The following is a 26,056-nucleotide window of genomic DNA, read 5'->3' on the forward strand; positions in this document are numbered from 1 at the left end:
GACTGTGATTACTTTCACTTTATGTTTATGAAAAACTGTATGAAAAGGGAAGAATGTGTGTGGCACTGCGGGGTTTAAGCGGTTTTTAATGATTTCTCTTAATGTTATTCTTTAGAACAATTGAGAAACTGCGGTCGAACCATTAATCATGGAGTGAACAATGGCGTGCCATTTTGCAAGATGGGCAATGACGGATGCAGAACCGGATACACACCGGTTGCCGCAAGAGATCGTATTATTTGCAAAACACCTTTCCGAAAAACAGCGCAAGCGTTTCTTAAACGGCCGCGTTCTGCTGGCAGAAATGATTTTCTATCTCTATGGAATCGCGGAACTTCCCAGCGTCATCACGTTACCTAGCGGTCGTCCGAGTTTTGAATCCCCTGATTTGCCTGATTTCAGTCTGGCGTATGCAGGAAGTACCGTCGGTGTTTTAATCAGCAGCGAAGGGAAAGTCGGCCTCGATCTCGAAATCATTCATGCCCGCAGTGCGCTGGTGAATCAGCAACAGCAATTACAGCTTTCTGCGGTGGAGAAAACCTGGATTGCTATGCAATCCGATCCGGTGGAATCCTCTCTGCAACTGTGGTGTATCCGCCAGAGCATGCTGAAAATGTCCGGCCTGAACGATCAGAGTCCGCTTACGCTCAGCCTGAATCCCGCTTCTGGTCGTTTACGGTCTACCGTAACGCCCGAGGCGCAGGTGATGAGCGACATTGAAGGTTCCATTATCTGGTCATGTGCGCAGTCACCCTCGATTATCCGTTTGCAGTGCTGGCGTTACGAACCTGAAAACGGCTTCACCCGCACACAAACCCTGGCCACAGACCAGCAATCTGAATCACCACACTTCATGAAATTCATCAGCCTGCCACCCGCTAAATAAAACTTCACTTTTGTTTACGCCCGTCGTGCCGTTTTTCGTTTATGGTTACAGGCAGTTCCTTTCGCAAAGTCATCCATAACAGGAGTTACCCATGTCAGCTCAACCACTGAAGTTTGTCACACTGTTAGGCAGTCTTCGTAAAGCGTCTTACAACGGAATGGTCGCCCGCACATTGCCAAAAGTGGCACCAGAGGGCATCAGCATTGAGGCGTTGCCTTCCATCGGTACACTGCCGCTCTATGATGCAGATATTCAGCAGGAAGAAGGCTTTCCGGCGGATGTTGAAGCGATTGCGGAACAAATCCGTCAGGCGGATGGCGTCATTATCGTCACGCCGGAGTATAACTACTCCGTTCCGGGCGGCCTGAAAAATGCGATCGACTGGATTTCCCGCCTGCCGAATCAGCCACTGGCCGGTAAGCCCGTGCTGATCCAGACCAGTTCAATGGGTCCGGTCGGCGGGGCACGTTGTCAGTATCATCTGCGTCAGATTCTGGTGTTCCTGGATGCGATGGTGATGAATAAACCCGAATTTATGGGGGGTGTGATCCAGAATAAAGTGGATGAGCAAATCGGCGAAGTCATCGACCAGGGGACGCTCGATTTCCTGCGCGGCCAGCTGACGGCATTTGCCGACTATACGCGCCGCGTCAGCCAATAATTCCGGTCATCAGAAATGCAAACAGCCCGCAATGCGGGCTGTTTTTTTACAGGCGTTAAGCAGATTTCAGCGGATTAATGCCCGTCGACAAACGCGATTTTCAGCACAAACAGCAGGGCTACGACCACCACACACGGGCTGATTTCTTTCCAGCGGCCGGTGCCCAGTTTCATCACCACGTAAGAGATGAAGCCCAGCGCGATACCTTCGGTGATCGAGAAGCTGAACGGCATCATTACCGCGGTCACGAACGCCGGAACCGCTTCGGTCAGGTCATCCCATGAAACGCGCGCGAGGCTGGACGTCATCAGCACGCCGACATAAATCAGCGCACCGGCCGCCGCGTATTCCGGCACCATCCCCGCCAGTGGGGAAATGAAGATCACCAGCAGGAACAGTAAACCGGTCACCACCGCCGTCAGACCGGTACGGCCGCCGACAGATACGCCGGAGGTGCTTTCAATATAAGCGCCCACAGAAGACGTACCGATAAATGCCCCCGCCACGGAAGACACGCTGTCAACGTACAGCGCCTGTTTCATCTGCGGGAACTTGCCCTGCGCATCAGCCAGACCGGCTTTGTCGGTCACACCAATCAGCGTGCCGGAGGAGTCAAACAGGTTCACCAGCATGAAGGAGAAAATGACGCCCGCCAGACCGATATTCAGCGCGCCTTTCAAATCCACCTGACCGACAACCGTGGTGATGCTCGGCGGCATCGACCAGAAACCGGTGTAATGCACATCACCAATCATCAGGCCAATGACTGTCGTGACAATAATCGACACCAGCACCGAGGCGTGGAAATTGCGCGACGCCAGCACGGCAATAATGAAGAACCCCAGCACACCGAGCAGCACGTTGTGCGAGGTCAGATTACCGATGGTCACGATGGTGTCAGGGTTCGGGACAATAATGCCGGCGTTTTTCAGCCCCATCATGCCGATAAACAGCCCGATACCGGCGGTAATGCCCACACGTAAACTGACCGGAATATTGGCAATCATCCAGTAACGGATGCGGAAAATAGTCAGCAGCAGCAAACCCACAGCACCCCAGAATATCGCGCCCATCCCGATCTGCCATGAAACCCCCATCGCGCCCACGACCACAAACGCAAAGAACGCATTCAGACCCATCGCCGGTGCCAGAGCGACCGGCAGGTTGGCGATCACGCCCATCAGGATGCTGCCGAACGCGGCAATCAGACAGGTAGTCACGAACACGGCCTGTTTATCCATCCCCGCAACACCCAGGATCTGCGGGTTCACGAAAACGATATAGACCATGGTCAGGAAGGTAGTTAAACCGGCGATAGTTTCGGTGCGTACGGTGGTGCCGTGCTGCGTCAGTTTAAACAGACGTTCAGCCAGACCTTTACCCGCAGTCGCATTGCTCTGTGGTGTGCTCATTGGTGAGTTCCAAAATGGGGGAAAAACAATCGGGGGGTATCCTAAGGATTTTAGCCCGAAAGCGCCAGCACTGGATGTATGGGATTAAATCTATCGTTCGGGTACAGTGCCATAATGCACGCCAATAGATGAAACGCTCACAGGGAGAAAGTATGTCACAGGTTGAATGTGTCTTTTTTGATTGCGACGGTACGCTGGTGGACAGTGAATTGTTGTGCTGCGAAGCCTATGTCGAAATGTTCGCGCATTTTGGTGTGACGGTTTCATTCGACGAAATGTATAAGAAATACAAAGGCGTCAAACTTTACGAAATCGTCGCGATCGTCAATAAAGAGCACGGTATCGACGTGCCGAAAGAAGAAATGGAAGTCGTGTTTCGCCAGCATGTTGCCCGTCTTTTCGACAGCAAACTTGAACCTATTGACGGCGCACGCGAGTTACTGGAACAAATCACCGTGCCGATGTGTGTCGTCTCAAACGGACCGGTCACCAAAATGCAGCACTCTCTCGGCCTGACCGGATTGCTGCCTTTTATGGGGGATAAGTTATTCAGCGGCTATGATTTACAGCGCTGGAAACCCGATCCTGCCGTCTTGTACAAAGCAGCCGACGTCATGAACGTGCCGGTGGAAAACTGCATTCTGGTAGAAGATTCCGTGGCAGGCGCACAGGCCGGGATCACCGCAGGCATCCCGGTGTTTTACTACTGCGCCGATCCGCATAACCCGCCGCTGGATCACCCGCTGGTGACCACTTTCCACGACATGCGCGAACTGCCGGGGATCTGGCGGGAGATGGGGTATCAGGTCACTCGCTGAGTGATTTTTCGTAAGCCTGCATCCGCTTTTCCAGCTCCGTCAGAGATCGCAGGCCATCAGCCAGCGGCAGGGTTTTATCATTGAAGATTTCCAGTGACCAGGGGCCGGTGAAACCTTTACGGTTCAGCGTGCTGACAAAATCCACCAGCGGTAAATCGCCCTGCCCCGGATAACAGCGGTAACTACGGCTCCACTGCTGCACGTTCATGTCTTTGAACGGTACATCGGCCAGTTGCAGGAAACAGATTTTTTCCAGCGGCACTTCATCCAGACGGTCAAGATTGTCGCCCACGGCGAGAATATGAAAGCTGTCGAGCACAATGCCCAGCGCCGGACTGTTCACCTCGCGTACGCGATCCCACGCCTGGCGGTAACGGTTGACGTGTTTACCCCATGCCAGCGCTTCATAGCCGATACGGATGTCATACAGCTCCGCCATTTCCGCCAGCGCAGCGAGATCGGCAATCTGCACTTCCCGCTCCGGTGAACTTTCCGGATCGGTGTTGCTGCACACCAGTAAATGATCGCAGCCAAGCTCGCTCATCAGGTCGAACTGGCGGCGTGCACTGGCGAGTTTTTCAACCCGCTTCTCTGCCGGAACCCCTTCGAAATCACGGAAAGGTTGCAGCAGGAAAATGCGCAGGCCGAGAGAATCGGCGAGGTTACGGATAGCCGCCGGTTTGACAGGACTTTTAAGCAAATCGTCTTCGAATATTTCCACACCATCAAATCCTGCAGCCGCAATGGCGGTAAGTTTTTCAGGCAAGGTTCCTGGTACTGAAACTGTCGCAATAGAATGTAACCGGGTGGTTGCAGGCAAAATAGTGTCCTTTTAGTCAGGCTTCGATACTTACAGTAGTGGACCCTCACGCCACATTCGTCAAGTGCGGCGAAGTTGTATGAACGCACAGATTGTAACTGGGCTAAGCAATGGTTAATCTCTGTGGCGAGAATGTGGTTAATGAAGAGGATAAGACGCTGAGCAGCCAAAGTTCCCCGGCGCCGGGACGTAAAAATGATCCGATAGGACTCAGGCAGCGCATTTTCGACAGCGCTCTGGCTGAATTCGCTGAATCCGGTCTGATGGGCGCGCGCATGGAAAATATCGCCTCCAATGCCAGCACCACGAAACGTATGGTGGTCTACCACTATAAGACCAAAGAAGCCCTGTACATGTTGGTTCTGGAACACGTTTATCGCGGTATTCGCCAGCACGAGCTGGAGCTGGACTTATCTTCGTTGCCACCTGCGGAAGCGATCGTCAAACTGGTAGAAGCCAGCTTCGATTTCCATGTCTCACACCCGGAATTTATCCGTATTGTATCGACAGAAAACATGCTGCGCGGCCGCTTTATCCGCCAGTCCACCAGCATCCGTGAGATCAACAAAACGGCATTAACGCTGCTGGAAGATATCCTTGAACGCGGCAAACAAAGCCATCTGTTTAAGGAAGATGCGCAGGCGCGCGACGTTCACCGCCTCATCAGCAGCCTGTGTGTGCACCAGGTCGCCAACCAATATACGTTCGGCGCTTTGTTTGAAAATCCGGATGAGGTGGATTTACAGACCGCCCATTACCGGCAGTTGGCCGTACAGGTCGCGCTGCGCTATGTGATGAAATAATTGCGCTGACCGGACGCGGGTATAAGATCGGAAAGCAAAAAGGCCTCGTCAGAGGCCTTTTTTGTGGAGCGATGTCAGTAAACCCTTATTCTTTCGGCACATCTTTACCGTCTGTCAGCAATTTATCCAGCGCATCGCCGCCCACATGACGGAAATCCTGACCTTTCACAAAGTAGAAAATGAATTCGCAAATGTTCTGGCAACGGTCACCGATACGTTCGATAGAACGGGCGCAGAACAGTGCGGTCAGCACGCTTGGAATCGTGCGTGGATCTTCCATCATGTAGGTCATCAGCTGGCGCACAATGCCTTCATATTCCTGATCCACTTTTTTATCTTCACGGTAAATACGCACCGCTTCGTCAAGATCCATACGCGCAAATGCATCCAGCACATCATGCAGCATCTCTACGGTATGGCGGCCCAGCGATTCCAGGCTGACCAGCAACGGCTGATGCAAATGTGAGAATTTTTCCAGCGCCGTGCGGCAGATTTTATCTGCCACGTCACCGATACGCTCGAGTTCAGAAATGGTTTTGATAATCGCCATCACCAAACGTAAATCGCTGGCGGTTGGCTGGCGCTTGGCAATGATGCGCACACAAGCTTCGTCGATCGCCACTTCCATCAGGTTAACTTTGTCATCACCTTTGATGACGCGTTGCGCCAGTTCGGCATCCTGATTGTGCATCGCCGTGATGGCGTCAGTCAGTTGTTGCTCAACCAGGCCGCCCATCGCCAGAACCTGCGTACGGATATGTTCAAGCTCAGCATTGAACTGGCCAGAAATGTGTTTGTTTAAGTTCAGGTTGTCCATTCTTTGTACCTCAACCGTAGCGGCCAGTAATGTAATCTTCAGTCTGTTTGCGCGCTGGTGAAGTGAACAGCGAGTCAGTGTCGCTGTATTCGATCAGTTCGCCCAGATACATAAACGCAGTGCGATCTGAACAACGCGCAGCCTGCTGCATGTTGTGGGTCACGATCACCACGGTGTAATCAGATTTTAACTCGGTGATCAGCTCTTCGATACGGCCGGTAGAAATCGGATCGAGCGCCGAGCAAGGTTCATCGAGCAGCAGAACGTCAGGACGGATCGCAATACCACGTGCAATACACAAACGCTGTTGCTGGCCGCCGGACAGGCTGTAACCACTCTGGTGCAACTTGTCTTTAGATTCATTCCACAATGCAGCTTTGGTCAGCGCCCATTGCACACGCTCGTCCATATCCGTGCGGGACAGCTTTTCAAACAGACGGACACCAAACGCGATGTTGTCGTAAATCGACATCGGGAATGGCGTCGGTTTCTGGAAGACCATGCCGACTTTGGCGCGCAGCAGCGCGATGTCCTGCTTATCAACCAGAATGTTTTCGCCATCAAGCAGGATTTCACCCTCAGCGTGCTGTTCCGGATACAGCTGGTACATTTTGTTAAACGTACGCAGCAGCGTGGATTTACCACAGCCTGACGGGCCGATGAATGCCGTGACTTCGTTCTTAGCAATATCCAGGGAAATATTTTTCAGCGCGTGGAATTTGCCGTAATAAAAGTTCAGATCGCGAACCTGAATTTTGCTGTTGGATGCGTCAGTCATTCTCAGACATCTCTCTTATTCGCGCGCCGCATGGCGACGCCGGGTAAACAGTGATGGCAGCCGCTATCACCTGCCATCGATAATAAATTCGCTTATTGCTTTTTCGGGGCGAAAATCACACGCGCCAGAATGTTCAGCAGCAGCACACACACGGTAATCAGCAGTACACCCGCCCACGCCAGTTGTTGCCATTCGCCAAACGGACTCATCGCAAACTTAAAGATGGTGACCGGCAGGTTAGCAATCGGCTGCATCATGTCGGTGCTCCAGAACTGGTTGGAGAGCGACGTAAACAACAGCGGCGCGGTTTCACCGGCAATACGGGCAATCGCCAGCAGGATCCCGGTGATAATGCCGGAAACTGAGGCTTTCAGTGTGATGGCCGAAATCATTTTCCACTTCGGCGTACCCAGTGCGTAAGCCGCTTCACGCAGGCTGTCCGGCACCAGTTTCAGCATGTTTTCCGTGGTACGGATAACAATCGGGATCTGTAACAATGCCAGTGCAAGCACGCCCGCCCAGCCGGAGAAGTGTCCCATTTTTGCCACCATAATGGTGTACACAAACAAGCCCACAACGATGGATGGTGCGGAAAGCAGAATGTCGTTAATGAAACGAATGAATTCAGCCAGCCAGGATTTACGTCCATATTCGGCCAGATAAATCCCCGCCATCACGCCCAATGGCGTACCGATGACCGTTGCCCACAGAATCAATAATCCGCTGCCTGCAATGGCGTTAGCCAGACCGCCGCCTGCCGTATTCGGAGGCGGGGTATTTTCTGTGAACAGCGCCAGCGACATCCCGTCAACACCTTTAACGATCGTGGTGAACAAGATCCACACCAGCCAGAACAGACCAAACGCCATGGTCAGCATGGAGACCATCAGCGCCAGACGGTTCTTCTGACGGCGCCACGCCTGACGTTTGCGACGCGATTCCAGTAATGCAGTATTACTTTGCATTTCGAGTGTCGTCATCTTAACGGCCCTCTTTCTTAGCCAGACGCAGGATCATCATTTTCGACAGCGCCAAAACAATAAAGGTGATGACAAACAGGATCAGACCCAGTTCCATCAGTGCAGACGTATGCAGCCCGGCTTCTGCTTCGGCGAATTCGTTCGCCAGTGCAGAGGTAATGCTGTTGCCCGGCGCGTACAGCGATGCGCTATCGAGCTGGTAGGTGTTACCGATAATGAAGGTCACCGCCATGGTTTCGCCAAGTGCGCGCCCCAGACCTAACATCACGCCGCCGATCACACCATTTTTGGTGAACGGCAGCACGATGCGCCAGATCACTTCCCACGTAGTGCAACCAATGCCGTAAGCAGATTCTTTCATCATCACCGGCGTTTGCTCGAACACGTCACGCATGACGGAAGCTATGTACGGGATGATCATAATGGCGAGGATGACGCCTGCTGCCAGAATACCGATACCAAAACCCGGACCGGCGAACAGGGCACCAACAATCGGGATACCGGAAAGTACATCGCCCAACGGCGTCTGAAAATACTGCGCAAACAGCGGGGCGAAAACGAACAGCCCCCACATGCCATAAACAATACTGGGGATCGCCGCCAGCAGTTCAATAGCAATCCCCAGCGGGCGTTTCATCCAGTTCGGCGCCAGCTCGGTAAGGAATAATGCGATACCAAAGCTGACGGGAACAGCAATCAGCAGGGCAATAATGGAGGTCACGACCGTGCCGTAAATCGGCACCAGTGCGCCAAATTGCTGGTTCGGTGCATCCCAGGTTTTCGTCCACAGGAAGGACAATCCGAACTTTTCAATGCTCGGCAGGGAAGCAATAAACAGCGAGACGATAATGCCGCCCAACATAAATAGCACAATCAGCGCTGCCAGTTTAACCAGCGCGCCGAAGATGATGTCACCGTTTTTGCTGGGTGCCTTGATAGCCGGCTTGTATTCAGCCATACCACTCTCTTTTAATTCAGATTTAATTCCCTCCCCGGCCGGAGAGGGAATGAAGCAGAAGACTTGTACTCTATATCAGACCCGAGGTCAGATCCTAGTAAAGTGCTTTACCGCTGCTGTCTTTGATGTTGGTTTTCCAGGCTGCGCGGATCTGTTCTACAACAGAAGCTGGCAGTGCGGCGTAATCCAAATCAGTCGTCAGTTTGTTACCGTTTTTGTAAGCCCAGTCGAAGAACTTCAGCACTTCGGTACCCTTCGCTGCATCTTGCTGGTCTTTGTAAATCAGGATGAAGGTGGTGGAGCTGATTGGCCACGCATTATCACCTTTCTGATTGGTCAGGTCCTGAGCGAAGGTTTTGCTCCAGTCTGCGCCTTTAGCGGCTGCACTGAAGGATTCTTCTGTCGGGCTGATGGCTTTGCCGTCTGCATCTACCAGCTTGGTGTAAGCCAGGTTGTTTTGCTTGGCGTAAGCATATTCTACGTAACCGATTGAACCTGGCAGACGCTGTACGAATGCGGCCACGCCGTCGTTGCCCTTGCCGCCGAGACCCGTTGGCCAGTTAACAGTAGAACCTGCACCGATTTTGTCTTTCCACTCGCTGTTCACTTTTGCCAGGTAGCTGGTGAATACGAAGGAAGTACCGGAACCGTCAGCACGGCGAACCACCGCGATGTTAGTGTCTGGCAGTTTCACGCCCGGGTTCAGCTTGGTGATCGCCGTATCGTTCCACTTTTTGATTTTACCGAGGTAAATATCACCCAGCGTTGCGCCATCCAGTGTCAACTGACCGGATTTGATGCCCGGGATGTTAACAGCCAGTACCACGCCGCCGATTACAGTAGGAAACTGGAACAGACCGTTTTTATTCAGATCTTCTTCTTTCATCGGTGCATCAGATGCCCCGAAATCAACGGTTTTAGCGATGATTTGTTTCACGCCGCCGGAAGAACCGATGCCCTGATAGTTAACCTGAGTACCGGTTGCTTTCTGGTATGCATCAGCCCACTTAGCATAGACAGGGGCTGGGAAGGTACCGCCAGCGCCAGTCAGGTTAGCGGCAGCGAAAGCAGACATTGCTGTGAGGGAGAAAGTCGCTGCTACAAGACCGGCGACGGTGTTACGCATCAATTTCATGTTCCACTCCTGGTGGTTTTAAACTTCCCGACTGATGTCGACGTTAATTAAAGTGTTTGGCACAGGAGGAAAATAGGACAGTTTAGTGACAGTAAAATGTACGTTATATGACAGTTTTATGACACTGGTCACAATTCGAACCATACGGGCAAAATGCGGGAGTTTTAAGCAGAAAAAGCCGGTTATTACACCGGCGGATAATGAAAAGCGGGTAAATTAACGCCCCTTCTTCTTACGGCCAGGCTGGGCAAAACGCTTGCGGGATGCGGAATTCACTTCAGGTTTTTCACTGTTTTTCGTTTTAGTGACAGCCGGTTTTTTAGCCTGAGCAGGTTTTGATGGCACTTTTTTCGCCGGTTTGTCTTCAGACGAAGAGTTTTCAATCAGCTTAAACAATTCGATCAGTTCATCATCGGTCAGATCACGCCATTCGCCCAGCGGTAATCCTTTCAGATTGATGTTCATAATCCGCACACGTTCAAGCTTAGTGACGTCGAAACCAAAATGCTTAGTCATGCGGCGGATCTGTCGGTTAAGTCCCTGCACCAGCGTAATGCGAAACACCATCGGTGCTTCTTTCTTCACTTTGCATTTCTTGGTCACGGTGCCGAGCATCGGCACACCCGCGCCCATACCGGCAATAAACTCGTCCGTGATCGGTTTATTGACAGTCACGATATATTCTTTTTCGTGGTCGTTACCGGCACGCAGGATTTTATTGACCAGATCACCGTGATTGGTCAGTAAAATCAGGCCCTGCGAATCTTTGTCCAGACGGCCAATCGGGAAGACGCGTTTGCTGTGGTTAACGAAATCGCGGATGTTGTCCCGCTCCCCCTCTTCCATCGTGGTGATAATGCCTACGGGCTTGTTCAGCGCAATAAGCACCAGATCTTCTTCATCACGCGGCTCAATAATCTGACCATTCACTTTCACCACATCGCCGGCAAACACCTGAGCACCCACCGCAGCACGCCTGCCGTTGATAAAAACATTTCCCTGTTCGATGTAACGATCAGCATCGCGGCGCGAGCAGATGCCGCTCTCGCTAATGTATTTGTTGAGACGAATGGAGGAGTTGGTCAGCATTCAGCGGGGTACCTTCAGAAAAACGCGAACTATACCTTATCCGGGGCGGGTTACGAAGCCTGAGAGAAGAGAATCGTGACCGGCTGCTGACAAAGAGAGAGCCGGAGAACAACATTCTGGAAAGAGAAAAGCGCCCCGGGAGGCGCTTAGAGATAACATGGCTGAAACCGGACAGTCTTATTCGACAGTCACAGACTTCGCCAGATTACGTGGCTGGTCAACATCGGTGCCTTTAATCAGCGCAACGTAGTAGGACAGCAACTGGAGCGGTACGGTGTAGAAAATCGGAGCGACGATTTCTTCAACGTGAGGCAGCTGAATAATCTTCATACCGTCACTGTCGACAAAACCCGCGTCCTGATCGGCGAAGACATACAGTAAACCGCCACGTGCACGCACTTCTTCGATATTCGACTTCAGTTTTTCCAGCAATTCGTTATTGGGCGCAACCACAATCACCGGCATATCCGCATCAATCAGCGCCAGCGGGCCATGTTTCAGCTCGCCTGCCGCATAGGCTTCAGCGTGGATATACGAAATCTCTTTCAGCTTCAGCGCACCTTCCATCGCGATCGGATATTGATCGCCACGGCCAAGGAACAGGGCGTGATGTTTATCAGAGAAACCTTCAGCCAGTGTTTCGATAGTCTTATCCAGCGACAGCATTTGTTCGATGCGCGCAGGCAACGCCTGAAGCGCGTGAACAATGTCGTGCTCAACTTGCGGACTCATCCCTTTCAGGCGGCCCATACGCGCCACCAGCATCAGCAGAACGGTCAGCTGCGTGGTGAAAGCTTTGGTTGAGGCCACACCGATTTCGGTGCCCGCTTTGGTCATCAGCGCCAGATCGGATTCACGCACCAGAGAAGAACCAGCCACGTTGCATACTGCCAGCGAACCAAGATAACCCAGCTCTTTCGACAGACGCAGCGCTGCCAGCGTATCAGCCGTTTCACCCGACTGAGACAGCGTGATGATCAGGCTGCCCGGACGAACAGCAGATTTGCGATAGCGGAATTCCGAAGCGATCTCGACATCACAAGGCATGCCAGCCAGTGACTCAAACCAGTAACGCGCCACCATCCCGGAGTTATATGACGTACCGCAGGCGATAATCTGCACGTGCTGAACACGGGACAGAATTTCGTCCGCTTTTTCGCCCAGCTCGCTCAGATTCACTTCGCCGTGGCTGAAACGGCCTTCCAGGGTGTTTTTAATGGCCAGCGGCTGTTCGTAGATTTCTTTTTGCATGTAGTGGCGGTAAACGCCTTTATCACCGGCGTCGTACTGCACTTTGGATTCGATTTCTTCACGCTCAACGGCATAACCATTTTTGTCATATACGCTGACGGAACGGCGCTTAACTTCAGCAACATCGCCTTCTTCCAGGAACAGGAAGCGGCGGGTCACAGGTAACAGCGCCAGCTGATCGGAGGCAATGAAGTTTTCACCCACACCACGACCAATCACCAGCGGGCTGCCGGAACGGGCGGCGACCAGAACAGACGGATCGCGGCGATCCATCACCACCGTGCCGTAGGCACCACGCAGTTGCGGGATAACGCGCTGGACCACTTCGAGCAGCGTACCGCCCTGGAGTTGTTCCCAATGCACCAGATGCGCGATCACTTCGGTATCTGTTTCAGAATCAAAACGGTAGCCGCGTTCAATCAACAATTCACGCAGAGGTTCGTGGTTTTCGATAATGCCGTTATGCACCACAGCAATGTAATCAGACACATGCGGGTGAGCATTCGCTTCAGAAGGTTCGCCATGGGTTGCCCATCGCGTGTGAGCAATACCGGTGCCACCATGCAAAGGATGTTCATCGAGTGCATCAGCCAGCATCTGGACTTTACCCAGACGACGCAAGCGCCCCATTTTCCCGTCAGCATCAATGACAGCCAGACCGGCTGAGTCATAACCGCGGTATTCGAGACGGCGTAAACCTTCCAACAGAATTTCAGCAATATCGCGTTGCGCTACTGCGCCTACAATTCCACACATCAGTTTTATTCCTATTGAAGGTCTTTTCGGGACCTTTTTTGATGCCTGACCTGATTTATCCGCAAGCCCCGTTTTCCGGTGTACTTGCGGTTCCCCGAGCCTTGTAGAGAGTTGGGGATTATTATGAACAGCTTATTTTTTCTTCACCGGTTTCTGCCAGTCAGGTTTATGCACCTGCGGCACCCGGCTTAACAGTAAACCATTGTCCGGCACGTCGCGCGTGACCGTTGTACCGGCGGCGATCGTCACGTTATTACCCACAGTGACTGGCGCTACCAGCTGAGAATCTGACCCCACAAAGACATCGTTACCGATGATGGTCTTATGCTTGTTTACGCCGTCGTAGTTGCAGGTGATGGTACCCGCGCCGATGTTAACGTTATCCCCAATATCAGCATCACCAAGGTAGGAGAGATGACCAGCTTTAGAGCCTTTGCCGAGACGCGCTTTTTTGATTTCGACGAAATTGCCGACATGCGCGCCTTCAGCCAGTTCAGCGCCGGGGCGCAGACGGGCGAAAGGCCCGACCGTACAACCGCTTTCCAGCACCGCATCTTCGAACACGCTGTAAGGACTGACTTCACAGTCATCGCCAATCACGCAATTTTTCAGCACGCAGCCCGCACCGATTTTGACGCGGTCACCCAGTTTCACGTGACCTTCGATAATGACATTGGTGTCGATCAGTACATCGATGCCGTGAGACAGTTCACCGCGCAGATCAAACCGCGCTGGGTCCATCAGCATCACGCCTTCGAGCAACAGACGCTCTGCCTGTTCACTCTGATATACGCGCTCAAGACGGGAAAGTTGCAGGCGGTTATTCACACCATCCACTTCGCTGTTTCGCGCCGGATGAACGGTGGCGATCAGATGTCCTTCCGCATGCGCCATCGCAATAATATCGGTGATGTAGTATTCACCCTGCGCGTTGTTGTTATTCAGTTGACCGAGCCAGCGTTTGAATGACGCGCCGTTAGCGACCAGGATACCGGTGTTAATTTCCTGAATTTTCAGCTGTTCTTCGCTGGCATCTTTCTGCTCAATAATGCCGGTAACAATGCCATTCTCACGAACGATACGGCCATAACCGGTCGGGTCATCCAGCACGACGGTCAGTAAACCAATGCCGCCATCGGGCTTGGCTTTGAGTAATTCGTTCAGGGTGTCGACGGAAATCAGCGGAACATCGCCGTACAGCATCAGCACATCTTCATCATCGGCAAAGAACGGCGCCGCCTGCTGCATCGCATGACCGGTCCCCAGTTGCTCTGCCTGCAATACCCAGTTCAGATCACTGCCTGCCAGATTTTTCTTCAGTAAATCGCCACCGTGGCCATAGACCAGATGCACGTTCCGGGCACCCACTTGCGTGGCCGCATCAATGACGTGCTGAACCATTGGCTTGCCAGCCAATGGGTGAAGAACTTTCGGAAGGTTGGAGTACATGCGTGTCCCCTTGCCCGCGGCAAGGATCACCACACTCAGTGCGCTGTTCGACATAGGTAACCTGACAAATCCAATTTGAGTGACAAAAGTAACCCGTTCAGTGCGCGGATTACTACATATTTCGCTTCAAAAACCGCCCGCAGGCCGCAGCCTGCAAGGGTTGTATGCTGTATAGACTACACCAAAAAAACTGAGGGTAAAGTGTCGGTTAATCACCCAAGTATTCCATTAAAAGCGAAAATTAGCCTTGGGAAAAACACTGAAAATGCACTTTATTAAAAGCAAAAAAAAAGCGACCCGAAGGTCGCTTTTCTAACTGATGTTGTTACATCGCTTTTCTGGTCAGTTCGATAACGCGAAGTTTCGCGATCGCCTTAGCCAGTTCCGCTGACGCCTGAGCGTAATCAACGTCGCCGTGAGAACCACTAATGTGTTCTTCCGCTTTGCGCTTAGCTTCAAGCGCGCGCGCTTCGTCGAGGTCTTGCCCACGGATTGCAGTATCAGCCAACACGGTCGTTGCATTCGGTTGCACCTCAAGGATGCCACCGGAAAGATAGATATACTCTTCTTCACCGTGTTCTTTAACAATGCGCACCATGCCAGGCTTGATGGCGGTGAGCAGCGGAGCATGCCCCGGGAAAATACCCAGTTCGCCTTCGCTACCCGTCACCTGGATCTTTTGTACCATGCCGGTAAACATACGTTTTTCCGCACTAACAACATCCAGATGGTAAGCTTTTTCAGCCATGTCATCCTCTCTCACAACAAGCTAGCGTTACAGTTTCTTGGCTTTTTCCACTGCTTCATCAATGGTGCCAACCATGTAGAACGCTTGTTCCGGCAGGTGATCGTAGTCGCCGTCCATAATGCCTTTGAAACCACGAATGGTATCTTTCAGCGATACGAACTTGCCCGGAGAACCGGTGAAGACTTCGGCCACGAAGAATGGCTGGGACAGGAAGCGCTGAATTTTACGCGCACGGGATACAACCAGTTTGTCATCTTCTGACAACTCGTCCATACCCAGGATCGCGATGATGTCTTTCAGTTCCTGGTAACGTTGCAGAATAGACTGCACGCCACGAGCCACATCGTAGTGCTCCTGACCAACAACCAGTGGATCCAGCTGACGGCTGGTGGAATCCAGTGGGTCAACCGCCGGGTAAATACCCAGTGACGCGATCTGACGGCTCAGAACCACGGTCGCATCTAAGTGAGCGAAGGTGGTAGCTGGAGATGGGTCAGTCAAGTCATCCGCAGGAACGTAAACGGCCTGTACGGAGGTGATTGAACCACTTTTGGTCGAGGTGATACGTTCTTGCAGAGCGCCCATCTCTTCCGCCAGCGTTGGCTGATAACCTACCGCTGATGGCATACGGCCCAGAAGTGCGGACACTTCGGTACCGGCCAGGGTGTAACGGTAAATGTTGTCAACGAACAGCAGTACGTCACGACCTTCGTCACGGAATTTCTCCGCCATGGTCAGACCGGTCAGTGCAACGCGCAGACGGTTACCTGGTGGCTCATTCATCTGACCATACACCAGGGAAACTTTGTCGATAACGTTGGAGTCGGTCATTTCGTGATAGAAGTCGTTACCCTCACGAGTACGTTCACCCACACCTGCAAACACAGAATAACCGGAGTGCTCGATCGCGATGTTACGGATCAGCTCCATCATGTTTACAGTCTTACCAACACCCGCACCACCGAACAGACCGACTTTACCGCCCTTAGCGAACGGACACATCAGGTCCATAACTTTGATACCGGTTTCCAGCAGTTCCTGGGAGTTTGCCAGCTCTTCATAAGAAGGCGCAGCGCGGTGGATCGCACGACGTTCTTCTTCGCCGATCGCACCTTTCATGTCGATTGGTTCACCCAATACGTTCATGATACGACCCAGAGTCGCTTTACCCACCGGTACTTCAATTGGGTGTTCCAGGTTGTTCACTTTCAGACCGCGACGCAGGCCGTCTGAGGTACCCATTGCGATACAACGAACAACGCCGCCGCCTAACTGTTGCTGTACTTCCAGCACCAGTTTGGAGGTACCGTTTTCTACCTCAAGAGCATTGTACACGTTCGGTACTGCATCCTGAGGGAACTCGACGTCCACCACGGCGCCGATTACCTGGATAATCTTTCCAGTAGCCATCTTGAATCCTCTACGTAATTCGTAAACCTAGCTTAAACCGCGGAGGCTCCCCCGACGATCTCGGTGAGTTCCTGAGTGATGCTGGCCTGACGAGCTTTGTTGTATACCAACTGCAGCTCTTTGATCAGGCTGCCGCCGTTATCGGTTGCGGCTTTCATCGCTACCATTCGCGCGGCCTGTTCGCTGGCCAGGTTTTCTACGACGCCCTGATAAACCTGGGACTCCACATAGCGACGCAGGAGAGTATCCAACAGTGCTTTAGGGTCCGGCTCATACAGGTAATCCCAGGATTTTTTCGCCAGTTCGCCGTCTTCTGCTGGTGGCAGAGGCAACAACTGAACGATACGTGGTTCCTGAGACATGGTATTGACGAATTTATTGCTAACAACGCATAACTTGTCTAAACGACCTTCGTCGAAAGCCTGCAACATCACTTTCACCGGCCCGATCAGTTCTGACAGGGAAGGGTTATCCCCCATGCCAGTCACCTGAGCAACAACGTTGCCCCCAACGGAGCCGAAGAAAGAGGCTGCTTTGGAACCGATCAGTGCGAGATCAACTTCAACACCTTTTTCGGACCAGCCTTTCATCTCTGACAGCAGTTTTTTGAACAGGTTAATGTTCAGACCACCACAAAGACCACGGTCGGTAGACACCACCAGATACCCGACACGCTTAATTTCACGCTCATCCAGATACGGGTGCTTGTATTCCAGATTACCAAGCGCAAGGTGACCAATCACTTCACGAATGGTTTCTGCATAAGGACGGCTGGCCGCCATGCGATCCTGCGTTTTACGCATTTTGGAGGCGGCGACCATTTCCATCGCTTTAGTGATCTTTTGCGTGTTTTGCACGCTGCTGATCTTACTACGTATCTCTTTTCCGCCGGCCATCTCTGCTTCTCCTCATTACCAAACGGCCTGCTGCTTATCTGCCAGAGGCAGGGCAGCAAGGCCGCGAGGTGTTACCAGGACTGGGTTGCTTTGAAGGTATCGAGGATATTTTTGAATTTACCCTCGATCTCATCGTTATACGCACCAGTTTGGTTGATTTGCTGCAGAAGCTCGCCGTGCTCACGGTCAGCGTAAGCCAACAGTGCAGCTTCGAAGCTACCGACTTTAGACAACTCAACGTCTTCCAGATAACCACGTTCTGCTGCGAAGATGATCAGAGACTGCGCAACGATTGACATCGGAGCGTATTGTTTCTGTTTCAGCAGCTCAGTCACTTTCTGACCGTGGTTCAGCTGTTTACGGGTTGCCTCATCCAGATCAGAAGCGAACTGCGAGAACGCAGCCAGCTCACGATACTGTGCCAGAGCGGTACGAATACCACCGGACAGTTTCTTCATGATCTTAGTCTGAGCAGCACCACCAACACGGGATACCGAAATACCCGGGTTAACCGCAGGACGAATACCGGCGTTGAACAGGTTAGATTCCAGGAAGATCTGACCATCGGTAATCGAGATTACGTTGGTCGGAACGAACGCGGAAACGTCACCCGCTTGCGTTTCGATAATTGGAAGCGCAGTCAGGGAACCGGTTTTGCCTTTCACTTCACCTTTGGTGAATGCTTCAACATACTCGGCGTTAACACGCGCAGCACGTTCCAGCAGACGGGAGTGAAGATAGAAAACGTCGCCTGGGTAAGCTTCACGACCAGGTGGACGACGAAGCAGCAGGGAAATCTGACGGTAAGCAACAGCCTGTTTAGACAGGTCATCATAAACGATCAGTGCGTCTTCACCGCGGTCACGGAAGTATTCACCCATTGCGCAACCGGAATACGGTGCCAGGTATTGCAGTGCAGCAGATTCTGATGCAGTTGCAACAACAACGATGGTGTTTGCCAGTGCGCCGTGCTCTTCCAGTTTACGAACCACGTTAGAAATGGTGGACGCTTTCTGGCCGATAGCCACATAGATACATTTGATGCCGGAATCGCGCTGGTTGATGATCGCATCGATCGCCAGAGCTGTTTTACCGGTTTGACGGTCGCCGATGACCAGTTCACGTTGACCACGACCAATTGGGATCATGGCATCAACGGACTTATAACCTGTCTGCACAGGTTCATCTACCGACTGACGTTCGATAACGCCAGGTGCGATTGCTTCAACAGCTGAGAAGCCGTCGTGCTCTACCGGACCTTTACCATCAATTGGCGCACCCAGGGTGTTAACCACGCGGCCCAGCAGGCCACGGCCAACTGGAACTTCCAGGATACGGCCAGTACATTTTACTTTCATACCTTCGGCGAGGTCAGCGTAAGGGCCCATTACAACGGCACCTACAGAGTCACGCTCCAGGTTCAGGGCGATAGCGTAGCGGTTACCCGGCAGCGCAATCATTTCGCCTTGCATGACATCGGCTAAGCCGTGCACACGGATGATCCCGTCACTGACGGAAACGATAGTACCTTCATTGTGAGCTTCGCTCACCACATTGAACTGAGCAATGCGCTGCTTGATCAGTTCGCTGATTTCGGTGGAATTCAGTTGCATGCTCCAGTCCCCTTAAGACTGCAAGACGTCTGCCAGGCGTTCTAGACGACTGCGAACGCTGCCATCAATCACCATATCACCTGCACGGATTACGACACCGGCAAGAACAGACTTGTCAATTTTGCAATTCAGCTTAACTTTGCGAGACAGACGTTTTTCCATCGCAGCAGCAATTTTTGCCTGCTGTTCTTCCGAAAGCGGATTTGCTGAGGTCACTTCAACTTCAGCAACAGCCTCGAGAGAGGCGCGCAGTTCAATAAACTGCTCCAGCACTTGCGGAAGAACGCGTAAACGTCCATTTTCAGCCATTACCTTAATCAGGTTTTGGCCTGCGTCGTCGAGTTCGTCACCACATACGGCAATAAACGTTTTAGACAAAGTTTCAGGCGCGCTAGCACCGGAAAGCAGTTCTTCAATTTGTTCATTGCGCGTGACTTCAGCCGTGAACGCTAACATGGACTGCCAGCGGTCTAAGCTTTGGTGCTCAACGGCAAAGTCAAAAGCTGCTTTGGCGTAGGGGCGAGCTACAGTTACAAATTCAGACATCAGCCCCTCCCTCCTTACAGTTCAGCGACCAGTTTATCAACGATGTCGCTGTTAGCAGCTTCATCCACGGAACGTTCGATAATCTTCTCGGCGCCAGCAATGGCCAAAATTCCGACTTGCTTACGCAACTCTTCACGGGCGCGTTGGCGTTCGGCGTCGATCTCTGCCTTGGCTTGCGACACGATCTTGTTACGTTCCTGCTCGGCTTCAGCTTTTGCTTCGTCGACGATTTGAGCTTTACGCTTGTTCGCCTGATCGATGATTACCTGAGCTTCAGCTTTGGCTTTCTTCAGTTGGTCGGTCGCATCGGCTTGCGCTAAGTCCAGCTCTTTTTTGGCACGTTCTGCGGAAGATAAACCTTCAGAAATTTCTTTCTGACGTTTTTCGATGGCAGCCATAATTGGCGGCCATACGTACTTCATGCAGAACCAGACAAACAGGACGAACGCGATAGCCTGGCCGAGGATTGTTGCGTTAAGATTCACAGCACAATGCCTCTTTCAAAGTGAATTATTTGATGTAGTTCGATTAACAGTGAGCAAGCTCAGTGTTAGGCGACAGCAAACATCACGTACAGACCCAGACCAACCGCAATCATTGGGATTGCATCGACCAGACCCATAACGATAAAGAACTGTGTACGCAACAGAGGGATCAGGTCAGGCTGACGTGCAGCACCTTCCAAGAATTTACCACCCAAGATGCCGATACCGATTGCAGCACCGATTGCCGCCAGGCCCATCATCACAGCGGCAGCCATGTACAGCAGATCCATACTCAGGTTTTCCATGACAGTCTCCAGTTTGTTTCAGTTAAAACGCAGTAGTGTTGAAAGAAAATCAGTGTTTTTCAGATGCCATCGAGAGATAGACAATCGTCAGAACCATGAAAATAAAGGCTTGCAGCGTAATGATCAGGATGTGGAAAATGGCCCAAGGCACATTTAGAATCCACTGTGACCACCACGGCAACAGGCCAGCAATAAGGATGAAGATCAACTCACCCGCATACATATTGCCAAACAGTCGCAGACCCAGTGAAACTGGTTTAGACAGCAGGCTGACACCTTCAAGAATCAGGTTAATCGGAATGAAAACCGGATGATTGAATGGCTGCATTGTCAGTTCTTTAATGAAACCGCCAAAGCCTTTCATCTTAATGCTATAGAAAAGAATCAGAATGAATACGCCGAGTGCCATGGACAACGTGATGTTCACGTCAGCCGTAGGAACCACACGCAACGCTGGCAGACCAAGCAATTTTTCACCGATAGTCGGCAACAAATCGATTGGCAGCAAATCCATCAGGTTCATCATAAACACCCAGACGAAGACGGTCAGCGCGAGAGGTGCAATCACTTTGCTTTTGCCGTGATACATGTCACGTACGCTGCTGTCGACGAAACCAACGACCAGTTCAACTGCGGTTTGCAGTTTACCCGGGACACCGCTGGTGGCGTTTTTGGCTACGCGATGGAAAATAACCAGAAAGAGTACTCCGAGGAACACGGAGAAAAACATCGAATCGATGTTAATCGACCAGAATCCCGTCCCAATCTGAAGCTGAGTCAGATGGTGACCGATATACTCTTGTGGAGTAGAGATTTCTCCTGATGCAGACATGATGCCTCTTACCCTTTAGTAGTTAAGTACGGTAACTGTTAATGACGGCCGGTGCCAAAATCTGAGTCATCAACACCGATAAATAGGCCAACCCCAACGGAGCAAAAGCCGCCTTAAACAGGCCAAGTGCGATAACCATTAAGATCACCGTAACCAGCACCTTCAGCGCTTCTCCGATTGCAAAGGACCAGGCAACCCGTCCAGAGACCGTTGTTTGCGCCTGATGGCGCCATGCAAACAGCATGAACAGTACATTTGGCACCCAGGCGGCCAACCCACCCATAAGAGCCGATGTGGTCCATTCCAGGCTTTTAAAACCAAATACTGCACTGAGCAGAACAAAGGTCAATAACTGCAGTATCAACAGCTTTCTGGCAACCTTCACACTATTTGTACTGGGTAAAATACCGGATACAGACATGACGTTTGTTCTCTCCGTATCAAGTACCTAGCTGGAGGTAGACTGAATGCCGTATATCACTGCCTTTACTGTTTTGAGTCAAGCAGCAAAAACCGAGCAAATTATACGGGGCACAGGGACGAATTCAATGGATAAGTAGCGAAAAGGTGAACAATTATTTAAATTTTCCCCTTCACGACTATTTTGACAACCAAACTATAGCTGAATTTGCCCTTTTTGGTTTGATACGGTTATTTCATCACCCGACAAAGAAGCGTGCACTGGATCACATAATTAACTCATGACACTTTATATACCCTGCACTGTTTGAATGTCTTTAGCTAATCAGGCCTTTTAAAATCTTTATAAATCAATTTGTTAATAAAACACTGTTCGTTAAACAATCTTCTTTAAAAATAACCACGATTTATTGACACAACAACCCAACAAATAACAACATTTTCATTACAAGTTCAATATCAGCCGGTTGATGACCGTTCAATTTCAAAAGTGACTATTACAGTCCGGATTAAAATAAAAACATCTCTGAAATGCTATCAGTCTGTAAAAAAGCGGTGATTGAGTGTTTGTCACCGCTATATAATTAGCCTGCTCATTTTAACTGCAATAACACATGCGCTTTTTAAATATTTTTTGATAAAACGCAACTTTAGTTTGAGCTAAGAATGACGAGATGCCGTTCCCCGTCAAGTTCTGGTACCTGCAGTTTTATGACCGATTCCAAAGTGATACCTTCCGGCAATAGCGCCATTTCATCATCAGGGCTCACCCCTTTTAAGGCGTAAAAACGCCCCTGCCCTTTTTGTGGCAGGTGATGGCACCAGGAAAGCATATCCTGCAGGGACGCAAAAGCACGGCTGATCACCCCATCAAACAACGGGTCTGGCTCAAACTCTTCCACACGACTTTGTACCGGTTCGATATTTTTCAGCCCCAGTTCATGCTGAACCTGACGCAGGAAGCGTACGCGCTTACCCAGGCTGTCCAGCAGCGTAAAGTGTGAATCAGGGCGAACGATGGCAAGAGGAATTCCCGGTAAACCAGGGCCTGTGCCTACGTCGATGAAACGGCTGCCCTGCAGATGCTCATTTACTACGATGCTGTCCATGATATGGCGTACCAGCATCTGCATCGGGTCACGGACAGACGTCAGGTTATAGGCTTTGTTCCACTTATGCAGCAGTTCCACATAGCCAATCAGTTGCTGTTTTTGCTGATCGGGTAACGCTATTCCTGCCGCAGCAAGCAGCGAGTCCAGTTTCTTTTGCACAGTGAATCCTCAGAAAGAGTCGATATTCGGGAACAGCCCGGTTGAGAAATGATAAAACACTCAGAAAGATGGGAAAAGTAAGAACTGACCGCCGCTTTGTTTTCAAAGGGCGGTCATAAGAGAGGTGAGTTATGCGCTACGGCGCAGTAAGCCTTGTTTTTTAAGCCAGATCAGCAAGATCGAGATAGCTGCCGGCGTAATACCCGAGATCCGCGATGCCTGACCAATGGAGGTCGGCTTGTGATCGTTAAGCTTGGCGATCACTTCATTGGAAAGACCATTAACCTGGCGGTAATCAAGATCAACAGGCAACACAGTGTTTTCGTTACGCTGCTGTTTTTCGATCTCTTCCTGCTGACGGGCGATATAGCCTTCATATTTGATCTGAATTTCAACCTGTTCTGCTGCCTGCACATCCGGGACAGAAGGTGCGAACGGAGAAAGACGGGTAATCAGCTCATAGGTCATTTCAGGACGACGCAGCAGTTCTTCTGCACTGGCTTCTTTAGAAAGCGGTGCAGAAAGATGTGCATTAATCTCTTCAACCTGCGCGTGATGAGGGTTCACCCAGATACCACGCAGACGCTGACGTTCCTGTTCGATCATTTCCAGTTTTTCGTTGAACCGCGCCCAGCGGGCATCGTCAACCAGACCTAATTCACGGCCTTTTTCTGTCAGGCGTAAATCGGCATTGTCTTCGCGCAGCATCAGTCGATATTCAGCGCGTGATGTAAACATCCGGTACGGTTCTTTGGTGCCCAGCGTACACAGGTCATCAACCAGCACACCGAGATAAGCTTGATCGCGACGTGGCGCCCAGCCCTCTTCTTCGCTGGCACTACGGGCAGCATTCATGCCAGCGAGTAAGCCCTGTGCAGCGGCTTCTTCGTAACCCGTCGTACCGTTGATTTGTCCGGCAAAGAACAGACCGGCGATAAATTTACTTTCCAGCGTCGGTTTCAAATCACGCGGATCGAAGAAATCGTATTCAATCGCATAACCCGGACGAACAATAACGGCATTTTCCATCCCCTGCATAGACCGGACGATCTGCATCTGCACATCGAATGGCAGGCTGGTGGAAATTCCGTTTGGATAAACTTCATTGCTGGTCAGGCCTTCCGGTTCAAGGAAGATCTGATGAGAATTGCGATCGGCAAAACGCATGACTTTATCTTCGATCGACGGGCAGTAACGCGGGCCGATCCCTTCGATGATCCCGGCATACATCGGGCTGCGATCCAGATTATTGCGGATCACGTCATGGGTTTTTTCGTTGGTATAGGTCATGTAACACGGGATCTGGCGCGGATGTTGCGACACATTGCCCATGAACGAGAATACCGGTGCCGGATTATCACCATGCTGTTGTGCCAGAACACTGAAATCAATGGTCCGGGCATCAATACGCGGAGGTGTACCGGTTTTAAGACGGTTAACGCGTAAAGGCAATTCACGCAAACGTTGAGACAAAGAGATCGCCGGAGGATCCCCTGCACGGCCACCGCTGTAGTTTTCCAGACCTATGTGGATCTTTCCGTCCAGGAAGGTGCCGACAGTCAGTACAACCGCTTTAGCGCGGAATTTCAGCCCCATTTTGGTCACAGCACCGACCACACGATCGTTTTCGACGATCAGGTCTTCAACAGGTTGCTGGAAGATCATCAGGTTTGGCTGGTTTTCCAGGGCGGTACGGACGGCCTGACGGTACAGAACGCGGTCAGCTTGAGCACGTGTTGCCCTGACTGCCGGGCCTTTGCTTGCGTTTAGTATCCTAAACTGAATACCCGCATGATCGATAGCCGTAGCCATCAGTCCGCCCAATGCGTCGACTTCTTTTACCAGATGTCCTTTCCCGATCCCGCCAATTGCCGGGTTACACGACATCTGTCCCAGCGTGTCGATATTGTGGGTTAATAATAAGGTCTGACGTCCCATGCGTGCAGAAGCCATTGCGGCTTCAGTACCTGCATGACCACCACCTATGATGATGACGTCAAATTGATCCGGATAAAACATGCGACTGCACCTCGGCGTTCAAGCGAACTTTCTTTGTATGGCGTTGGGAGGAGGGATTCTACTCAAGTTTTGAGCTTCCACAAGTCCCCGGGGATCTTCACTAATTAAAAGAAGATCTTTTTTATTTAAAGATCTCTTATTAATACTTCTATTAGGATCGCGATCCTCTGTGCATAAGTCTTTTTTGTTTATGAAGATCAGTATGCTAAGAAGGATCGAATGCTGTGAATGATCGGTGATCCTGGACAGTATAAGCTGGGATCAGAAGTGAGAGTTATGCACAGCATGAAAAGCGTACAGGAGTTGTTAGAGGGATAACTACGGGTTTTACCCTGCTTTTAAGCATAGTTATCCACATCTGATCGCCTGAAATTTACACTTATTTGATCAAATTAATCCAGTTGATCACCCAAACCTCGGCCGGATCCTCAGGAATTTCGTGTTGAGTCACGTCGATCTCAAGACGATCACCGATCCGTTTTGCCCCTAATGACGTCAGTTTTTGATCCAGAGAACTGATCGCGCCACAGAAGGTGTCATATTCACTGCTGCCTAAACCTAATGCGCCAAAGCGTACTTTTGACAGATCGGGTTGCTGATCTTCCAGCTGCTCCATAAAAGGTTGCAGGTTATCAGGCAGCTCACCAGCACCGTGTGTCGAGCACACGATCAGCCAGATACCTTCCTGCGGAACTTCGTACAGTTCCGGACCATGGAACATCTGAGTGGAAAAACCGGCTTCTTCCAGTTTCTCAGCCACGTGTTCTGCTACATATTCGGCACTGCCAAGCGTACTGCCACTGATCAGGGTAATGTCAGACATGATGCTCTCACCCGGGAAAAGGAGGCTATTGTACGCTGTGAATGAGCTGGGATCTACCTGTGGATAATAGGGGTA

The 26,056-nt window shown here is 51.3% G+C and carries 25 protein-coding genes and 1 pseudogene; 4 read left to right on the forward strand and 22 right to left on the reverse strand.

The genetic code is table 11. The annotated features are described in order from the left end of the window. The first annotated feature begins 187 nt into the window (after window positions 1–187). Together GW591_RS20060 and GW591_RS20065 are read left to right on the forward strand one after the other, a co-directional pair. Window positions 188–886, forward strand: a complete 699-nt coding sequence (locus GW591_RS20060; protein ID WP_015690616.1) for a 4'-phosphopantetheinyl transferase family protein — start codon at window positions 188–190, stop codon at window positions 884–886. Window positions 887–977: 91 nt separating this feature from the next. After that, window positions 978–1,547, forward strand: coding sequence for an NADPH-dependent FMN reductase (locus GW591_RS20065; protein ID WP_013577698.1), 570 nt, complete (start codon window positions 978–980; stop codon window positions 1,545–1,547). Window positions 1,548–1,621: 74 nt separating this feature from the next. Here the strand turns inward: GW591_RS20065 and GW591_RS20070 are convergent, their stop codons facing one another. Continuing rightward, complete coding sequence (locus GW591_RS20070) at window positions 1,622–2,959, reverse strand: NCS2 family permease (RefSeq protein WP_095924037.1); 1,338 nt, start codon at window positions 2,957–2,959, stop codon at window positions 1,622–1,624. Window positions 2,960–3,111: 152 nt separating this feature from the next. Here GW591_RS20070 and yieH point away from each other — a divergent pair, with 152 nt between their 5' ends. Continuing rightward, window positions 3,112–3,777, forward strand: a complete 666-nt coding sequence (gene yieH / locus GW591_RS20075) for a 6-phosphogluconate phosphatase (protein ID WP_166861300.1) — start codon at window positions 3,112–3,114, stop codon at window positions 3,775–3,777. A 16-nt stretch (window positions 3,778–3,793) separates the two neighbouring features. Here the strand turns inward: yieH and GW591_RS20080 are convergent. Beyond that, window positions 3,794–4,597 (reverse strand): annotated as a pseudogene (locus GW591_RS20080) (sugar phosphate isomerase/epimerase family protein); the annotation flags it as partial. A gap of 110 nt (window positions 4,598–4,707) precedes the next feature. Between GW591_RS20080 and GW591_RS20085 the strand changes: the two are divergent. Beyond that, complete coding sequence (locus GW591_RS20085) at window positions 4,708–5,400, forward strand: TetR family transcriptional regulator (protein WP_013577694.1); 693 nt, start codon at window positions 4,708–4,710, stop codon at window positions 5,398–5,400. Between the two features lie 85 nt (window positions 5,401–5,485). Here the strand turns inward: GW591_RS20085 and phoU are convergent, their stop codons facing one another. The 20 genes from phoU to mioC form a co-directional block, all read right to left on the reverse strand. Continuing rightward, window positions 5,486–6,217, reverse strand: a complete 732-nt coding sequence (phoU, locus tag GW591_RS20090; protein ID WP_013577693.1) for a phosphate signaling complex protein PhoU — start codon at window positions 6,215–6,217, stop codon at window positions 5,486–5,488. 10 nt (window positions 6,218–6,227) lie between these two features. Next, window positions 6,228–6,995 (reverse strand): phosphate ABC transporter ATP-binding protein PstB, encoded by a 768-nt coding sequence (pstB, locus tag GW591_RS20095; protein WP_013577692.1) that lies wholly within the window; start codon window positions 6,993–6,995, stop codon window positions 6,228–6,230. 92 nt (window positions 6,996–7,087) lie between these two features. After that, window positions 7,088–7,975 (reverse strand): phosphate ABC transporter permease PstA, encoded by an 888-nt coding sequence (pstA, locus tag GW591_RS20100; protein WP_013577691.1) that lies wholly within the window; start codon window positions 7,973–7,975, stop codon window positions 7,088–7,090. A gap of 1 nt (window position 7,976) precedes the next feature. Beyond that, window positions 7,977–8,933, reverse strand: coding sequence for a phosphate ABC transporter permease PstC (pstC, locus tag GW591_RS20105; RefSeq protein WP_013577690.1), 957 nt, complete (start codon window positions 8,931–8,933; stop codon window positions 7,977–7,979). Between the two features lie 94 nt (window positions 8,934–9,027). Continuing rightward, entirely contained in the window at window positions 9,028–10,068 is a 1,041-nt protein-coding gene (pstS, locus tag GW591_RS20110; RefSeq protein WP_013577689.1) for a phosphate ABC transporter substrate-binding protein PstS, read from the reverse strand. Window positions 10,069–10,284: 216 nt separating this feature from the next. Then, a complete protein-coding gene (gene rluF, locus GW591_RS20115; RefSeq protein WP_112197579.1) occupies window positions 10,285–11,157 on the reverse strand; it encodes a 23S rRNA pseudouridine(2604) synthase RluF in 873 nt (290 codons plus the stop codon). 177 nt (window positions 11,158–11,334) lie between these two features. Next, a complete protein-coding gene (gene glmS, locus GW591_RS20120; RefSeq protein WP_166861303.1) occupies window positions 11,335–13,164 on the reverse strand; it encodes a glutamine--fructose-6-phosphate transaminase (isomerizing) in 1,830 nt (609 codons plus the stop codon). A gap of 132 nt (window positions 13,165–13,296) precedes the next feature. Further along, window positions 13,297–14,667, reverse strand: coding sequence for a bifunctional UDP-N-acetylglucosamine diphosphorylase/glucosamine-1-phosphate N-acetyltransferase GlmU (gene glmU, locus GW591_RS20125; protein WP_013577686.1), 1,371 nt, complete (start codon window positions 14,665–14,667; stop codon window positions 13,297–13,299). 271 nt (window positions 14,668–14,938) lie between these two features. After that, window positions 14,939–15,361: a F0F1 ATP synthase subunit epsilon gene (locus GW591_RS20130; RefSeq protein ID WP_013577685.1), complete on the reverse strand. Its 423-nt coding sequence runs from the start codon at window positions 15,359–15,361 to the stop codon at window positions 14,939–14,941. A 27-nt stretch (window positions 15,362–15,388) separates the two neighbouring features. Then, on the reverse strand, window positions 15,389–16,771 hold the full coding sequence (gene atpD, locus GW591_RS20135) for a F0F1 ATP synthase subunit beta (RefSeq protein ID WP_013577684.1): 1,383 nt from the start codon (window positions 16,769–16,771) through the stop codon (window positions 15,389–15,391). 32 nt (window positions 16,772–16,803) lie between these two features. Then, a complete protein-coding gene (atpG, locus tag GW591_RS20140; RefSeq protein ID WP_013577683.1) occupies window positions 16,804–17,667 on the reverse strand; it encodes a F0F1 ATP synthase subunit gamma in 864 nt (287 codons plus the stop codon). Window positions 17,668–17,738: 71 nt separating this feature from the next. Beyond that, window positions 17,739–19,280 (reverse strand): F0F1 ATP synthase subunit alpha, encoded by a 1,542-nt coding sequence (gene atpA / locus GW591_RS20145; protein ID WP_013577682.1) that lies wholly within the window; start codon window positions 19,278–19,280, stop codon window positions 17,739–17,741. Between the two features lie 12 nt (window positions 19,281–19,292). Next, a complete protein-coding gene (gene atpH / locus GW591_RS20150; protein WP_013577681.1) occupies window positions 19,293–19,826 on the reverse strand; it encodes a F0F1 ATP synthase subunit delta in 534 nt (177 codons plus the stop codon). A 14-nt stretch (window positions 19,827–19,840) separates the two neighbouring features. Then, window positions 19,841–20,311 carry a F0F1 ATP synthase subunit B gene (atpF, locus tag GW591_RS20155; protein WP_013577680.1) on the reverse strand — a complete coding sequence of 157 codons (471 nt, stop codon included), beginning with the start codon at window positions 20,309–20,311 and terminating at the stop codon, window positions 19,841–19,843. 65 nt (window positions 20,312–20,376) lie between these two features. Further along, window positions 20,377–20,616 (reverse strand): F0F1 ATP synthase subunit C, encoded by a 240-nt coding sequence (atpE, locus tag GW591_RS20160; RefSeq protein ID WP_004093904.1) that lies wholly within the window; start codon window positions 20,614–20,616, stop codon window positions 20,377–20,379. 49 nt (window positions 20,617–20,665) lie between these two features. Continuing rightward, the gene (atpB, locus tag GW591_RS20165; RefSeq protein ID WP_013577679.1) at window positions 20,666–21,448 is read right to left on the reverse strand and encodes a F0F1 ATP synthase subunit A; all 783 of its coding nucleotides are present in this window, start codon (window positions 21,446–21,448) and stop codon (window positions 20,666–20,668) included. Between the two features lie 22 nt (window positions 21,449–21,470). After that, window positions 21,471–21,869 carry a F0F1 ATP synthase subunit I gene (gene atpI / locus GW591_RS20170; RefSeq protein WP_166861306.1) on the reverse strand — a complete coding sequence of 133 codons (399 nt, stop codon included), beginning with the start codon at window positions 21,867–21,869 and terminating at the stop codon, window positions 21,471–21,473. Between the two features lie 649 nt (window positions 21,870–22,518). After that, the gene (rsmG, locus tag GW591_RS20175) at window positions 22,519–23,139 is read right to left on the reverse strand and encodes a 16S rRNA (guanine(527)-N(7))-methyltransferase RsmG (RefSeq protein ID WP_013577677.1); all 621 of its coding nucleotides are present in this window, start codon (window positions 23,137–23,139) and stop codon (window positions 22,519–22,521) included. A gap of 129 nt (window positions 23,140–23,268) precedes the next feature. Continuing rightward, on the reverse strand, window positions 23,269–25,158 hold the full coding sequence (mnmG, locus tag GW591_RS20180; RefSeq protein ID WP_112152011.1) for a tRNA uridine-5-carboxymethylaminomethyl(34) synthesis enzyme MnmG: 1,890 nt from the start codon (window positions 25,156–25,158) through the stop codon (window positions 23,269–23,271). A 379-nt stretch (window positions 25,159–25,537) separates the two neighbouring features. Further along, window positions 25,538–25,981 (reverse strand): FMN-binding protein MioC, encoded by a 444-nt coding sequence (gene mioC / locus GW591_RS20185; protein ID WP_013577675.1) that lies wholly within the window; start codon window positions 25,979–25,981, stop codon window positions 25,538–25,540. Between the last annotated feature and the right edge of the window lie 75 nt (window positions 25,982–26,056).

This window comes from Rahnella aceris, assembly GCF_011684115.1.
GTDB classification, from domain to species: domain Bacteria; phylum Pseudomonadota; class Gammaproteobacteria; order Enterobacterales; family Enterobacteriaceae; genus Rahnella; species Rahnella aceris.

Bases quoted from the DNA above. Each gene is read 5' to 3' on its own strand.
- atpE (WP_004093904.1), bottom strand. From the start codon at position 20,616: ATGGAAAACCTGAGTATGGATCTGCTGTACATGGCTGCCGCTGTGATG.
- mioC (WP_013577675.1), bottom strand. From the start codon at position 25,981: ATGTCTGACATTACCCTGATCAGTGGCAGTACGCTTGGCAGTGCCGAA.
- GW591_RS20060 (WP_015690616.1), top strand. From the start codon at position 188: ATGACGGATGCAGAACCGGATACACACCGGTTGCCGCAAGAGATCGTA.
- GW591_RS20065 (WP_013577698.1), top strand. From the start codon at position 978: ATGTCAGCTCAACCACTGAAGTTTGTCACACTGTTAGGCAGTCTTCGT.
- phoU (WP_013577693.1), bottom strand. From the start codon at position 6,217: ATGGACAACCTGAACTTAAACAAACACATTTCTGGCCAGTTCAATGCT.
- GW591_RS20085 (WP_013577694.1), top strand. From the start codon at position 4,708: ATGGTTAATCTCTGTGGCGAGAATGTGGTTAATGAAGAGGATAAGACG.
- glmS (WP_166861303.1), bottom strand. From the start codon at position 13,164: ATGTGTGGAATTGTAGGCGCAGTAGCGCAACGCGATATTGCTGAAATT.
- atpI (WP_166861306.1), bottom strand. From the start codon at position 21,869: ATGTCTGTATCCGGTATTTTACCCAGTACAAATAGTGTGAAGGTTGCC.
- pstS (WP_013577689.1), bottom strand. From the start codon at position 10,068: ATGAAATTGATGCGTAACACCGTCGCCGGTCTTGTAGCAGCGACTTTC.
- GW591_RS20070 (WP_095924037.1), bottom strand. From the start codon at position 2,959: ATGAGCACACCACAGAGCAATGCGACTGCGGGTAAAGGTCTGGCTGAA.
- GW591_RS20130 (WP_013577685.1), bottom strand. From the start codon at position 15,361: ATGGCTGAAAAAGCTTACCATCTGGATGTTGTTAGTGCGGAAAAACGT.
- pstA (WP_013577691.1), bottom strand. From the start codon at position 7,975: ATGACGACACTCGAAATGCAAAGTAATACTGCATTACTGGAATCGCGT.
- rluF (WP_112197579.1), bottom strand. From the start codon at position 11,157: ATGCTGACCAACTCCTCCATTCGTCTCAACAAATACATTAGCGAGAGC.
- glmU (WP_013577686.1), bottom strand. From the start codon at position 14,667: ATGTCGAACAGCGCACTGAGTGTGGTGATCCTTGCCGCGGGCAAGGGG.
- atpH (WP_013577681.1), bottom strand. From the start codon at position 19,826: ATGTCTGAATTTGTAACTGTAGCTCGCCCCTACGCCAAAGCAGCTTTT.
- pstC (WP_013577690.1), bottom strand. From the start codon at position 8,933: ATGGCTGAATACAAGCCGGCTATCAAGGCACCCAGCAAAAACGGTGAC.
- atpA (WP_013577682.1), bottom strand. From the start codon at position 19,280: ATGCAACTGAATTCCACCGAAATCAGCGAACTGATCAAGCAGCGCATT.
- atpD (WP_013577684.1), bottom strand. From the start codon at position 16,771: ATGGCTACTGGAAAGATTATCCAGGTAATCGGCGCCGTGGTGGACGTC.
- mnmG (WP_112152011.1), bottom strand. From the start codon at position 25,158: ATGTTTTATCCGGATCAATTTGACGTCATCATCATAGGTGGTGGTCAT.
- pstB (WP_013577692.1), bottom strand. From the start codon at position 6,995: ATGACTGACGCATCCAACAGCAAAATTCAGGTTCGCGATCTGAACTTT.
- yieH (WP_166861300.1), top strand. From the start codon at position 3,112: ATGTCACAGGTTGAATGTGTCTTTTTTGATTGCGACGGTACGCTGGTG.
- atpB (WP_013577679.1), bottom strand. From the start codon at position 21,448: ATGTCTGCATCAGGAGAAATCTCTACTCCACAAGAGTATATCGGTCAC.
- atpG (WP_013577683.1), bottom strand. From the start codon at position 17,667: ATGGCCGGCGGAAAAGAGATACGTAGTAAGATCAGCAGCGTGCAAAAC.